At 27.8% G+C, this 12,168-nt stretch carries 17 protein-coding genes; all 17 read left to right on the top strand.

The annotated features are described in order from the left end of the window. Nucleotides 1-73: 73 nt before the first annotated feature. The 17 genes from efp to dxs all read left to right on the top strand — a co-directional run bounded on the left by efp (nt 74) and on the right by dxs (nt 12,165). Nucleotides 74-631: an elongation factor P gene (gene efp, locus ACRDDY_RS18365; protein ID WP_438566375.1), complete on the top strand. Its 558-nt coding sequence runs from the start codon at nt 74-76 to the stop codon at nt 629-631. Nucleotides 632-694: 63 nt separating this feature from the next. After that, nucleotides 695-1,048 (top strand): CD1247 N-terminal domain-containing protein, encoded by a 354-nt coding sequence (locus tag ACRDDY_RS18360; RefSeq protein ID WP_438566374.1) that lies wholly within the window; start codon nt 695-697, stop codon nt 1,046-1,048. A gap of 152 nt (nt 1,049-1,200) precedes the next feature. Then, nucleotides 1,201-2,133, top strand: a complete 933-nt coding sequence (spoIIIAA, locus tag ACRDDY_RS18355) for a stage III sporulation protein AA (protein ID WP_438566373.1) — start codon at nt 1,201-1,203, stop codon at nt 2,131-2,133. Beyond that, the gene (locus tag ACRDDY_RS18350) at nt 2,106-2,624 is read left to right on the top strand and encodes a stage III sporulation protein SpoIIIAB (protein WP_438566372.1); all 519 of its coding nucleotides are present in this window, start codon (nt 2,106-2,108) and stop codon (nt 2,622-2,624) included. Before spoIIIAA ends, ACRDDY_RS18350 begins: the two co-directional genes overlap by 28 nt. A 12-nt stretch (nt 2,625-2,636) precedes the next feature. Next, nucleotides 2,637-2,834: a stage III sporulation protein AC gene (gene spoIIIAC / locus ACRDDY_RS18345; protein WP_438566371.1), complete on the top strand. Its 198-nt coding sequence runs from the start codon at nt 2,637-2,639 to the stop codon at nt 2,832-2,834. A gap of 9 nt (nt 2,835-2,843) precedes the next feature. Beyond that, nucleotides 2,844-3,230, top strand: a complete 387-nt coding sequence (spoIIIAD, locus tag ACRDDY_RS18340) for a stage III sporulation protein AD (RefSeq protein ID WP_438566370.1) — start codon at nt 2,844-2,846, stop codon at nt 3,228-3,230. Nucleotides 3,231-3,259: 29 nt separating this feature from the next. Next, nucleotides 3,260-4,435: a stage III sporulation protein AE gene (gene spoIIIAE, locus ACRDDY_RS18335; RefSeq protein ID WP_438566378.1), complete on the top strand. Its 1,176-nt coding sequence runs from the start codon at nt 3,260-3,262 to the stop codon at nt 4,433-4,435. A gap of 4 nt (nt 4,436-4,439) precedes the next feature. Next, nucleotides 4,440-5,009 carry a stage III sporulation protein AF gene (spoIIIAF, locus tag ACRDDY_RS18330; protein WP_438566369.1) on the top strand — a complete coding sequence of 190 codons (570 nt, stop codon included), beginning with the start codon at nt 4,440-4,442 and terminating at the stop codon, nt 5,007-5,009. Nucleotides 5,010-5,011: 2 nt separating this feature from the next. After that, nucleotides 5,012-5,632 carry a stage III sporulation protein AG gene (spoIIIAG, locus tag ACRDDY_RS18325; RefSeq protein ID WP_438566368.1) on the top strand — a complete coding sequence of 207 codons (621 nt, stop codon included), beginning with the start codon at nt 5,012-5,014 and terminating at the stop codon, nt 5,630-5,632. A 47-nt stretch (nt 5,633-5,679) separates the two neighbouring features. After that, a complete protein-coding gene (locus tag ACRDDY_RS18320) occupies nt 5,680-6,192 on the top strand; it encodes a SpoIIIAH-like family protein (protein WP_438566367.1) in 513 nt (170 codons plus the stop codon). An 84-nt stretch (nt 6,193-6,276) separates the two neighbouring features. After that, the gene (locus ACRDDY_RS18315) at nt 6,277-6,663 is read left to right on the top strand and encodes an Asp23/Gls24 family envelope stress response protein (protein ID WP_438566366.1); all 387 of its coding nucleotides are present in this window, start codon (nt 6,277-6,279) and stop codon (nt 6,661-6,663) included. Nucleotides 6,664-6,752: 89 nt separating this feature from the next. Beyond that, nucleotides 6,753-7,157: a transcription antitermination factor NusB gene (gene nusB / locus ACRDDY_RS18310; RefSeq protein ID WP_438566365.1), complete on the top strand. Its 405-nt coding sequence runs from the start codon at nt 6,753-6,755 to the stop codon at nt 7,155-7,157. 12 nt (nt 7,158-7,169) lie between these two features. Then, a complete protein-coding gene (locus tag ACRDDY_RS18305) occupies nt 7,170-8,018 on the top strand; it encodes a bifunctional 5,10-methylenetetrahydrofolate dehydrogenase/5,10-methenyltetrahydrofolate cyclohydrolase (protein ID WP_438566364.1) in 849 nt (282 codons plus the stop codon). Beyond that, complete coding sequence (xseA, locus tag ACRDDY_RS18300) at nt 8,008-9,219, top strand: exodeoxyribonuclease VII large subunit (RefSeq protein ID WP_438566363.1); 1,212 nt, start codon at nt 8,008-8,010, stop codon at nt 9,217-9,219. Before ACRDDY_RS18305 ends, xseA begins: the two co-directional genes overlap by 11 nt. Beyond that, nucleotides 9,212-9,418 carry an exodeoxyribonuclease VII small subunit gene (locus ACRDDY_RS18295; protein WP_438566362.1) on the top strand — a complete coding sequence of 69 codons (207 nt, stop codon included), beginning with the start codon at nt 9,212-9,214 and terminating at the stop codon, nt 9,416-9,418. Before xseA ends, ACRDDY_RS18295 begins: the two co-directional genes overlap by 8 nt. Before the next feature lies 1 nt (nt 9,419). After that, complete coding sequence (locus ACRDDY_RS18290; protein WP_438566377.1) at nt 9,420-10,286, top strand: polyprenyl synthetase family protein; 867 nt, start codon at nt 9,420-9,422, stop codon at nt 10,284-10,286. A 16-nt stretch (nt 10,287-10,302) separates the two neighbouring features. Further along, complete coding sequence (dxs, locus tag ACRDDY_RS18285; RefSeq protein ID WP_438566361.1) at nt 10,303-12,165, top strand: 1-deoxy-D-xylulose-5-phosphate synthase; 1,863 nt, start codon at nt 10,303-10,305, stop codon at nt 12,163-12,165. The last annotated feature ends 3 nt before the right edge of the window (nt 12,166-12,168 follow it).

Genomic DNA, 12,168 nt, shown 5'->3' with positions numbered 1-12,168 from the left:
AAACCAAAATATGATTATAATTGATATATAATATGTTATTGGATTTGAATTTATACTTTTGGAGGGATATTTTATGATATCAGCAGGAGATTTAAGAAAAGGTACAACTTTTGAGAACGAAGGACAAGTTTTTACAGTTCTAGACTTCTTACATGTTAAACCAGGAAAAGGAGCGGCTTTTGTTAGAACTAAATTAAGAAACGTTATAACAGGATCTGTTACAGATACAACTTTTAACCCAACAGCTAAGTTCCAAGAAGCTGTAATTGAAAGAAAAGAAATGCAATATCTTTATAATGATGGAGAATTATACTATTTCATGGATGGAGAAACTTACGAGCAAATTCCATTAAACTTTGAAAAAGTAGAAGAAGCAATTAAATATTTAAAAGAAAATATGTTTGCTATAATTAAATTCTATAAAGGTGATGCTTTCTCAGTAGAAGCGCCAAACTTTGTTGAGTTAGCAATAACACACACAGAGCCAGGAGTTAAAGGAAACACTGCTACAAATGCTTTAAAACCAGCAACACTTGAGTCTGGAGCTATTGTAAATGTACCTATGTTCGTAAACGAAGGGGATACAATTAGAGTAGATACTAGAACAGGCGATTACATGGAAAGAGTTTAATAAGTTGTATTCATTGCTAAGTTCAGATGAACTTAGCAATTTTTATATAAAGGAAGTGAAAAAGTGAAAGAATTAAGAAATGATATTGAACTTGTAAAAAAGGAAATATTAAAAAAAGATGATGAAATAAGTCTTAAATTAGCTAATATTTTAGAAAAATTAGTTGATAGAGTAGAAGAGATACAAGTTAATCAAGAAGCCATGGATGAGAGTATACGCTTTATGGATACAGATATTTCAGGAATACAAGATGAACTATTTGAGGAGCTATCATTTGAAGATTTAGAAGATGTGTCTGATGAGTATGAAGAAGTCCACTGTGTACACTGTAGTAAGCCTATTTTTATGGAAAAAGATATGCTTCAAAAAAATGAAGAGATTGAATGTCCATATTGTAAAAAAAATATCTTTAAATAAAAAGAAACCTAATTTTTAAAAATTAGGTTTCTTTTTTTATATAAAATCATATAAGAATATAAAAAATGGGAATATTTACATAATTATTGAAATATTAATTATATAGAAGTTGATAAAAAAAGAAATTTACAGGAGAGGAGGTCATAAGAAAAGTGTATAAAAAAGAAGAATTTATAGGAGTATTTCCAGAAGAACTAAAAAAAAGATTACAAGAATATAAAAATGACAATGTTCAGGAAATAAGACTAAAAGTAAATAAGCCACTTATCATTTATAAAGGAAGTGGAGAAATAGTATTAGATTATTTAGTGAAGAATGAAGATATTAAATATGTCTTAAAAAGAATATCATCATATTCCTTATATGCATTTGAGGAAGATATAAAAAAGGGGTTTATAACTATTAAAGGTGGTCATAGAATTGGACTTGCTGGTGAATGTGTTATGGATGGAGAGAAAGTTAAAACTATAAAAAATATTAGTTCTATAAATATTAGGATAACAAAAGAAATATTAGGATGTGGTAAAAAAGTATTACCGTATATGGTTTCAGAAAATGAGATTTTAAATACTATAATAGTTTCTCCACCTAAGTGTGGAAAAACTACAATTTTAAGGGATTTATCACGATTAATATCAAATGGAGATATTGATTTTAAATTAAAAGGTAAAAAAGTTGTAATTATAGATGAAAGAAGTGAGATTGGTGCATCTTTTGAAGGCATACCACAAATGAATGTAGGAATACGAACAGATATTTTAGATAATTGCTATAAAAAGGAAGGGATACTCATGGCTGTAAGGTCTCTATCTCCTGAAGTTATAATATGTGATGAAATAGGTAGAGAAGATGAGGTTAAGGAAATAAAAAATGCATTTAATTCAGGTGTAAAATTAGTATTTTCAGTTCATGGTAAAGATTTAGAAGACATATATAGAAAAAAAGAAATAGCAGAACTTTTGAATGAGAGAATAGTTGATAGAATAATTACTTTAAAAAATGAAAATAGTAAGTTTTTAATAGATAAAGTTTATAAAAGGTTAGGAGACGATTTTAAGTGTTTAAGTATTTGTGGCTCATTTTAGTTTTTCTTTTTTGTAGTTATACAGGTTTTGAAATTGGAAGAAGGTATTTTAAAAGATATAGAAATTTAGTAGATGCTAATAAATATATTGTAATGTTACAAAATGAAGTTCTATATAAAAATACAGCACTTCCAGAAGCTTTAATACAAATGAGTTTTAAAAGTGAAGGTGTATTTACAGATATATTTTCTAAAGTTTCAAGTGAACTTAATTTTGGAGAGAAATATAGCGTGTATGATGCTTTTAAAGAAGTGTATTTAAGTGAAAAAGGAAATTTTTATTTTGAGGAAGAAGATGAAAAAATAATAGGAGACTTTTTAAAAGGACTAGGAGAAACAGGAATTTATGGCCAAGAGAAAAATTTTGAAATGGCTAAATTGGGTATAGAAAAAAATATTAAAGAAGCAGATGAAATATCAAAAAAAAATTCAAAAATGTATAGCTATTTGGGCGTATTAATAGGAGCTATGATAGTAATATTTTTAATATAGTGGAGGGGAAATATGTTAGATGTAAGTTTATTATTTAAATTAGGTGGAGTAGGGATTCTAATGGTGGTATTAGATAAGGTTTTGAAAAGTAGTGGGAAAGATGATGTGGCAATGATTACAAATTTAATAGGGATAGTTATTATGCTAATTATGGCTGCCAGTATGATTGGAGAGTTATTTCAAACAGTAAAAACTACATTTATGTTATAGGAGGAGATTATGCTGATAATAAAAATTGTAGCATTTGCATTTATAGCTCTTTTTATGTTTCTTTTATTTAAAGGAAAGCGTGATGATATAGCTGTTTTGATTTCATTAATAGCAGGAATAAGTATTTTATTAGTAGTTATCTTACAGTTAGGTGAAATAGTAACTTTTTTTAAAGATATAGCAAGTAAAGCTGGAATGGATATTGTTTATATAGGAATAATAATGAAAATAATTGCAATAGCCTTTCTAGCATCCTTTGCAAGTGAAGTATGCAAAGATGCAGGTGCAAGTTCAATAGGAGGAAAAATAGAATTAGCAGGGAAGGTTTGTATACTTCTTTTGGCAATACCAATATTAATGGCTGTGCTAGATTCTATTTTAAGGATAGTAGAATGAAAAAGCTTAAAAATATTTTAATAATATTAATGGTTTTAGGAATATTTCAAGGGGCTATTCTAGAGCAAAATCTAAATTTAGCTTTTGCAAATGAAAAAAATGAAAAGATTGAGCAAATGGGATCAGAAGAAATACGAGAAGAATCAGAGGAAAATTTAAATAAACTATATGATTATATAAATAAGATGAAAACTGATAATGAACTTTTAAATGAACTAGATCCTAAAGGGTTTGTAGAAAGCTATATGGAAAATGGGCAAGGAAACTTAACAATAAAAGACTTAGGTTTACTCATTGTAAATCTTTTATTTAAAGAAGTAAAAGTTGTTTTAAAACTTGTAATATCAGTTGTAGCAATAGGAATATTATGTGCCTTACTTAAAAATTTAGAAGATGCTTTTAAAAATGAAAGTATATCAAGTATTGCATTTTATGCATGTTACTCTGTGCTTATAATAATTTTATCAAGAAGCTTTTTAATATCAATAGATGTTGCGCTTAGTGCAATACAAAGCATAACAGATTTTATGAGTGCATTACTACCTATATTAGTTACTATGATAGCAATAGCAGGTGGCTTTGTACAAGCAGCTACTATGGATCCAATTGTACTTGGTTCAGTAGTTTTAATACCACAAGTATATAAATTTGTGATTATACCACTTATATTAATGAGCTTTGTATTAAAGTTTGCAAATAACTTATCAAATGAGCATAAAATAGATAATTTATGTAAGCTTGTAAGTCAAAGTGTACTATGGATACAGGGGATAATTATAACAGTATTTATAGCTATGCTTACTATAAGAGGAATAACAGCAGATACAATGGATGCAGTTGCACTAAAAACAACAAAATTTGCAATAGATAATTTTATTCCAATAGTGGGAAAAGCATTCTCAGATGCTATAACATCAGTTGCAGGATATTCATTAATTATTAAAAATGCAATTACTGGAATTGGGCTTGTAGTATTAGTTTTTATATTAATATATCCAATAATAAAATTAGTTGTAATGACTTTTATATATAAAATATCTGCATCATTAATAGAACCTATAAGTGATAAAAGAATAACTAGTTCCTTAGTAATGGCAGGAGATTCACTTATGCTACTTACATCTTGTTTAATAAGTATAAGTATTATGTTTTTTATCTTACTCGGAATTATGGCATCAGCTGGAAAGTTTATAGTGGGAGGATAAATTAATGGAGATTATAAAAGAATTTGTTGTTACATTAGTTAGTACTCTTATATTAATAACAGCAGTAGAATTAATACTTCCAGATAATAGTATGAAAAAGTATAGTAAATTTATTTTAGGAGCTATGCTGATAGGTGTAATATTAACTCCAATTATAAAATTTTTAACACATGGAGAAGATGCTATAAGTAAAGCTATTATTAGTTATGAAAATAAAGATATAAAAGAAAAAGAAAATAGACATCAAATTGATGAAATAAAAAGAAAAAGTTTTGAAGAAAATCTTTCAAAAAATATAAATAGTATGTTAGAAAAAGAATTTGATGAATATAGTTTTTCAAATGAAATAAAGTGCAAAATAAACTTTGAAAATATGGAATTTGATATAGAAAATATAATTGTTTATGTGAAAGGAGGAAAAGGAGTACAGAAAGTAAAAAATGTAGAAAAGGTAACTATAGGTGAAAATAAAAAAATAGAAACAGATAAACAGTATGAAAAAATTAGAATTTATGTAGCAGAGGAACTAAATATAGATAAAGAAAAAGTAAAAGTAGTAGAAGAGGAGGTATAAAAGTGGATTTCAAAAAAGTTAAAGAAGAATTTAACAAAATGATGAAAGACAAGAAATTTAGTAATCTACTTATTATTATTATAGTTCTTGGAATAGTAGTTTTGGTAGGATCTATTTTTTTTGATAGAAAAGAAAGTGGAAAAAGTGAAGGGAATGGTGCATTAAATGTAAGTGTTAATGAAGCAGAAAGTAAAGAAACTGTTTTAAGTAAGGATGAGTATGAAAAGGAACAAAAGGAGCAATTAATATCGATCTTAGAAAAAATGAATGGTGTAGGAAAAGTAGATGTTTATATGACATTTGAAAGTGGAGAGGTTAAAGTTCCAGCTTATGATAATAATACACAAACTACAGTTACAAATGAAGAGGATAGTAGTGGGGGAAAGAGAGTAAATGAACAAAAGAATGATGGGAGTACTGTAGTAATGTCTAGTGGAGATAAGGGTAATACCCCATTTATAACTAAAATATATAAACCAAAAGTGCAAGGGATAATGATAACAGCAGAAGGGGCTGAAAATAGTAAGACTAAATATAATATAGAAAAAGCAGTTTCAGATTTATATAATTTATCTTTTGATAAAGTGAATGTATATCCTATGGGAGATAAGCATATAAATTAATAAGTAAAATAAAAAGATAACAGAGAGAATAAAGGGAGGAATAAAAAATGTCATCAAAACAGTTTGGAATTATTTTTACACTAGCGGGGCTTGTAATATGTGTGGGGCTTTTATCAATTAAATTAAACTCAGAAGGGTTAAGGTCACCAGAAGATATGGCAGCAGTTGCATTAGAAGGAGAAAAAGATAAAGATAAAGATGTAACTAAAGAACAAGGTGAAGATTTCTTTTATAGTGCAATAAGTGAAAGGAATAGGGCAGACGCTGAGGTAGTTGCAAATTTAACAGCAGTAGTAGAAGATAAAAATACAGCTGCAGACGTAAAGAAAAATGCACAAAATGAATTATTAAATAAAACAAAAACTAAAGATAATGAAAACAGAATAGAAATTAATATTAAAAATAAAGGATTTAAAGATGCTCTTTGTTATATTGAAGGGGACAAGGCTAAAATATATGTAAAAGGTGAAAGTATAAATCAAGAACAAAGCAGAGAAATAAAAGAAGTGGTTCAAAACATAGCAGGTATAACTAACTTAACAATAGAAGTGAAAAAATAATACATTGTAATGTAAAATTATATTTGTTATAATAAGCATAAGATAAATAGTTTTGAAAATTCAAAGCTTAGGAGGTTTGGTTTCATGGAAAATTTAAATGACAATAATGTTGGAGTAGTAAAGATTTCTGATGAAGTTGTAAGTGTTATAGCAGGAATTGCTGCTGAAGAAATAGATGGAGTTTTAGAATTTCAACACGGAGTTACTAGTAATCTTTCACAAATGCTTAAAGGTAAAAAGAAAGCTTCAGGAAAAGCTGTTAAAGTTATTCTAGAAGAAGAAAGAGCTAAAATAGAGCTTGCAGTTACTGTAAAGTATGGGGTGAAAATATTAGACGTAATAGGTCAAGTTCAAGAGAATGTGAAAAGAACTGTTGAAGCAATGACAGGTCTTGAAGTAAGCACAGTAGATGTTTATGTACAAAACATTTATGTTGAGAAAGAACATGACAAGGAAGTAAAAGAAAAGTAGTATCACCCTCTGTATAACAGAGGGTGTTTCCTTGTTCAATATATACAAATAAAATGCTACATATATGTAGCCCAATCTAGGAGGAAGAAATGAGTAGAAAATTATCAAGAGAAAAAGCAATGGAATTAGTATTTAGTATGATGTTAAGTGGGGATAATCACGTAGAAGCAGTAGAAACATTTGTTGATAATTATGAAGATAATATTGAAGAATTAGAGTTAGATTATATTAAAGAGGTATTAAAGGGAGTAGAAGAAAACAAAACTTACATAGATGAATTATTAGAAAAAAATCTTCAAAACTGGAAATTAAATAGAATATCTAAAGTTAATTTAGCAATTTTAAGATTAGCAACATATGAAATGAAATTTAGAGATGATGTGCCAGATAGAGTAGCATTAAATGAAGCATTAGACTTAACTAAAAAATATTCAGACTATAAATCAAAGACATTTGTAAACGGAGTTCTTGATAAGATATTAAACGAAAAATAGGAGTGGTAGTTAATGGAGAATATAATAGATGGTAGAAAAGTAGCACTAGAGATTAAAAATGAAATAGAAGCATATGTAAACTTAAGAAAAAAAGAAAATAAAAAAATTCCTAAGATAGCATCTATATTAGTTGGAGATGATATGGGATCTAAGTATTATCAAAATAGTCAAGAAAAAGTAGCTACTTCTTTGGGTGTAGAGTTTCAAAAAATACAAATGAGTAAAGAGACAGAAGAAAAGGACATTATAAAAGCTATTGAACTCTTAAATAATGATAAAAGTATAAGTGGAATTGTACTTTTACTACCTTTACCAGAAGGGATAAATGAAAAAAAAGTAATAAATGCAATTTCTCCTAGAAAAGATATTGATTGTTTAACATATGAATCAGTGGGAAGACTATATTTAGGTGAAGAAACATTTATTCCATGTACACCACTATCTATTATAACTCTATTAGAAAAATATAATATAAATCTAGAAGGAAAAGAAGTAGTAGTAGTAGGAAGAAGTAATATAGTTGGTAAACCAGTCATACAATTATTACTTAATAAAAATGCTACTGTAACAATTTGTCATTCTAAAACAAAAAAATTAAAAGATGTATGTAAAAGAGCAGACATTCTTATAGTTGCAATAGGGAAACCAAAGTTTATAACTAGTGAATATGTAAGGAAAGATACTATTATAATTGATGTTGGAACTTCAAGCTTAAATGGAAAAATAACTGGAGATGTAGATTTTTGTAATGTAAAAGAAAATGCAAAATTAATTACACCAGTACCAGGTGGCGTTGGAGCATTAACTACAGCATTATTAATCAAAAATAGTTGCGAGGCTTTAGAAAGATATGAAAATTAAAGTTTTAGATGTATCAGAGGTTAATAATTATATAAAGAAAATCACTGAAAATGATTTTATATTAAACAATCTCTCTGTAAAAGGAGAGATTTCTAATTTAAAATATCATACAAGTGGTCATATTTATTTCTCATTAAAAGATGATTATTCAAAAATAAATTGTGTAATGTTTAAATCAGACGCTTTAAAGTTATTATTTAAACTAAAAGAAGGTATGGAAATAATAATAAGAGGAAGAGTATCGGTATATCCTCAAACAGGAAATTTACAGTTATATTGTTATGAAGCAGAAGAAGTAGGTATTGGAGATTTACATATAAAATTTGAAAAGCTTAAAAAGAAACTGCAAGAAGAAGGCTTGTTTGATGAGATAAATAAAAAGAAGCTAAAAGATAATCCAAAAAGAATTGGTGTAGTAACAGCAGAAACAGGGGCAGCTATAAGAGATATAATAAATGTTACAAAAAGAAGAAATACTAAAACAGATATAGTTTTATATCCAGCTAAAGTTCAAGGTATTGATGGATATAAGACTGTAATAGATGGAATTAAATACTTTAATAAAAGAAAAAGTGTAGATGTTATAATAATAGGAAGAGGTGGAGGTTCTTTAGAAGAGTTGTGGAACTTTAATGAAGAAGAGCTTGCATATGAAATTTTTAAATCAGAAATTCCAATTATTTCGGCAGTAGGTCATGAAATTGATTTTACAATAGCAGACTTTGTAGCAGACGTTAGAGCAGCAACACCATCACAAGGGGCAGAGATTGCTGTAAAAAGAGAAGTAGAAATAGAAAATGAAATAGAAAATATAAAGACTTTACTAAATAAAAAAGTAGAGAGTATAATAGAAATAAGAAAAAGTGACTTAGAAAATAAGTTGAAAATACTAAAATTAAATTCTCCAGAAATAAAAATAATAAATTCCTTTAAAGAAGTTGAAGAATTGGATAATAAAATTAAGAATTCCATAAAATATATTTTAGAAAAGGAAAAAAGAAATATAGTAGAGTACAATAACCTTTTAAATGCACATAACCCATTAAATATTTTAAACAAGGGATATTCTATTATAAAAACTAAGGATGGAATAGTAAAAAGTAAAGCAGATTTAAAAGAGAGAAATAAGGTTTCAATATATTTAAAAGATGGAAATGTAAAAGGTGAATTGTATATTGATGGAGGTGATAGTAATGGCTAAGAAAGCTAGCTATGAAGAAATGATAGTAGAATTAAATAATATATTAGAGAATTTAGAAAGTAATACATGTAGTTTAGAAGATTCCATGAAACAATATGAAACTGGTGTTAAATTGATTAATAAGATATATAAAACCTTAAATCAGTATGAGGGAAAAATTTCTGTTATAAAAGACAATGAGGAAGTGGAGTTTGAATAAAATGAATATAAATGATTATAAGGTGGTCATAGATGAATATTTGGAGAAGTATTTTAAAGATAAAGATGGATTTAATAAATTAATTTATGAAGCGCAGGGATATAGTGTAAATATAGGTGGAAAAAGAGTTAGACCTATTTTAACCTTATTAACATATACAGCTTATAAAAATGATTACAAAAATATATTAGACTTAGCTTGTGCAGTAGAAATGATTCATACGTATTCATTAATACATGATGATTTACCATGTATGGATGATGATGATTTAAGAAGAGGTATGAAAACAAATCATAAAGTATTTGGTGAAAGTATTGCAGTACTTGCAGGAGATGCACTTTTAAATGAAGCTATGATTATAGTAATGAAAGAGAGTCTAAAAAAAGGTGAAAAATTTTTAAAGGCAGGATATGAAATAGCAAATGCAGCAGGAGCAAATGGAATGATTGCAGGTCAGGTTGTAGATATAATTAGTGAAGGTAAAAAAATATCTATGGAAGAGCTTGAATATATGCATGAAAATAAAACTGGAGCACTTATAAAAGCATCAATAATAGCTGGAGCTATTGTTGGAGATGCATCAATAGAAGAACTTTTAAAATGGAAAGAGTTTGGAGAAATGTTAGGATTAGCATTTCAAATAAAAGATGATATATTAGATGTTGTGGGAAATGAGGAAGCTTTAGGGAAAAAAGTTCATGCTGATGAAGAAAAAAATAAAACAAATTATATTACTGAGTATGGAATAGACAAATGCATTGAAATGTGTGAAAACTTAACAAATCAATGTATTGAGGTATTAAATAGCTTAGAAAATACAGAACTTTTAAAAGATTTGACTATAAATCTTTTGAAAAGAGAAAATTAGAGGGTTGGAATGAATTATGGAAATTTTAGAAAAGATAAAGTCTCCAGTAGATATAAGTAAATTAAATAATAAAGAATTATATTTATTAAGTAATGAAATAAGAGAGTTTTTAATTTCATCGGTATCTAAAACAGGAGGACACTTAGCATCTAACTTAGGGATTGTTGAACTTACAATAAGTCTTTTTAGTGAATTTGATTTTGACAAAGATAAAGTAATTTGGGATGTTGGACATCAAAGTTATGTTCATAAAATTCTTACAGGCAGAAAAGAGAAGTTTGAAGTTCTAAGAAAGTACAATGGAATGAGTGGATTTCCAAAAAGAAAAGAAAGCAATTATGATTTCTTTGATACAGGGCATAGTAGTACATCACTTTCAGCAGCACTTGGAATGGCTAGAGCAAGAGATTTAAAAGAAGAAGATAGTCATATAGTTGCAGTAATTGGTGATGGCGCATTAACTGGTGGAATGGCATTAGAAGCTCTTAATGATGTTGGGTATAATAAAACAAATATGATTATTATATTAAATGATAATCAAATGTCAATTTCAACAAATGTAGGTGGATTGTCGTCATATTTAAATAAAATGCGTATGAAACCTAAATATAATATGATAAAAAATGAAGTAAAGACAAAGTTAAGTGGTTCAGAACTCGGAGAGAGTTTAGCATTAAAAATAACAAGAGTGAAAGACAGCATAAAACAATTAGTAGTACCATCAATGTTGTTTGAAGATATGGGAATAAAATATTTAGGGCCTATTGATGGACATAATATTGTTGAAATGAAAGAAGTTATAAATAATGCCAAAATGATGGCAGGTCCTGTAATTATACATACAATTACAACTAAAGGAAAAGGTTATGGACTTGCAGAGAAAAGTCCTTGCAAATATCATGGAATATCTCCTTTTGATAAGAAAAGTGGAGAAGTTGTTGGTACAAAAGCAAAAGAAAATTATTCAGGAGCCTTTGGAAAAGCACTTATAGAGCTTGCAAGTGAGGATAAGGATATTGTAGCAATAACTGCAGCAATGCCAGATGGAACTGGATTAAATGATTATAGAAAAGAGTTTAAAAATAGATTTTTTGATGTAGGAATAGCAGAACAACATGCAGTAACAATGTCAGCTGGAATGGCATGTGCAGGATTAAAGCCTGTATTTGCAGTATATTCTACATTTTTACAAAGAGGATTTGATCAAGTCCTACATGATGTATGTATTCAAAACTTACCAGTTGTTTTTGCAATAGATAGAGCAGGAATAGTTGGAGAAGATGGAGAAACGCATCAAGGAATTTTTGATATCTCATATCTATCTATGATTCCTAACATGACTATAGTTGCGCCTAAATGCTTAAGTGAAGTAAAAATATTATTAAAATGGGCAATAGAAAAAGATACACCAGTCGCAATAAGATATCCAAGAGGTGGAGACATTATTGAAACTATGAAACCAATTCAAGAAGTAAAATTTGGAAAATGGGAATGTTTAGATGAAGCAAAGGAAAAGATTACAATTATTGCTACAGGTAAAATGGTGTCACATAGTATAGATGCAAAAGAAATATTAGAGAAGATTGGGATTAGGGTGAATTTAATTAATGCTACATTTATAAAACCATTAGATACTCAATTACTAAAAGAGCTTTCTAAAACACAAGATATTATAATTACAGTTGAAGATAATGTGATAAATGGTGGATTAGGTTCAGCTATAAACATGAAATTAAACGAATATAATTATAAAGGTATATATAAGCCTTTAGGATATGATGATAAATTTATAGAACAAGGTAATGTTAATATACTTTATAAAGAAGAAGGATTAGACGCAGAGGGAATAAAAACAAAAATTTTAGAACTTCTGAAGTAGAGG

Source organism: Clostridium sp., assembly GCF_051656525.1.
Classification (GTDB): domain Bacteria; phylum Bacillota; class Clostridia; order Clostridiales; family Clostridiaceae; genus Clostridium.
Note: the sequence above shows the minus strand (reverse complement) of the source record. Positions and strands in the feature narration are given on the sequence as shown.

What these genes read in the sequence shown, in the direction of transcription:
- ACRDDY_RS18320 (WP_438566367.1), top strand. Translation starts at nt 5,680, where the DNA reads ATGTCATCAAAACAGTTTGGAATTATTTTTACACTAGCGGGGCTTGTA.
- xseA (WP_438566363.1), top strand. Translation starts at nt 8,008, where the DNA reads ATGAAAATTAAAGTTTTAGATGTATCAGAGGTTAATAATTATATAAAG.
- spoIIIAC (WP_438566371.1), top strand. Translation starts at nt 2,637, where the DNA reads ATGTTAGATGTAAGTTTATTATTTAAATTAGGTGGAGTAGGGATTCTA.
- efp (WP_438566375.1), top strand. Translation starts at nt 74, where the DNA reads ATGATATCAGCAGGAGATTTAAGAAAAGGTACAACTTTTGAGAACGAA.
- ACRDDY_RS18295 (WP_438566362.1), top strand. Translation starts at nt 9,212, where the DNA reads ATGGCTAAGAAAGCTAGCTATGAAGAAATGATAGTAGAATTAAATAAT.
- ACRDDY_RS18315 (WP_438566366.1), top strand. Translation starts at nt 6,277, where the DNA reads ATGGAAAATTTAAATGACAATAATGTTGGAGTAGTAAAGATTTCTGAT.
- dxs (WP_438566361.1), top strand. Translation starts at nt 10,303, where the DNA reads ATGGAAATTTTAGAAAAGATAAAGTCTCCAGTAGATATAAGTAAATTA.
- spoIIIAE (WP_438566378.1), top strand. Translation starts at nt 3,260, where the DNA reads ATGGTTTTAGGAATATTTCAAGGGGCTATTCTAGAGCAAAATCTAAAT.
- spoIIIAF (WP_438566369.1), top strand. Translation starts at nt 4,440, where the DNA reads ATGGAGATTATAAAAGAATTTGTTGTTACATTAGTTAGTACTCTTATA.
- ACRDDY_RS18305 (WP_438566364.1), top strand. Translation starts at nt 7,170, where the DNA reads ATGGAGAATATAATAGATGGTAGAAAAGTAGCACTAGAGATTAAAAAT.
- ACRDDY_RS18290 (WP_438566377.1), top strand. Translation starts at nt 9,420, where the DNA reads ATGAATATAAATGATTATAAGGTGGTCATAGATGAATATTTGGAGAAG.
- spoIIIAD (WP_438566370.1), top strand. Translation starts at nt 2,844, where the DNA reads ATGCTGATAATAAAAATTGTAGCATTTGCATTTATAGCTCTTTTTATG.
- nusB (WP_438566365.1), top strand. Translation starts at nt 6,753, where the DNA reads ATGAGTAGAAAATTATCAAGAGAAAAAGCAATGGAATTAGTATTTAGT.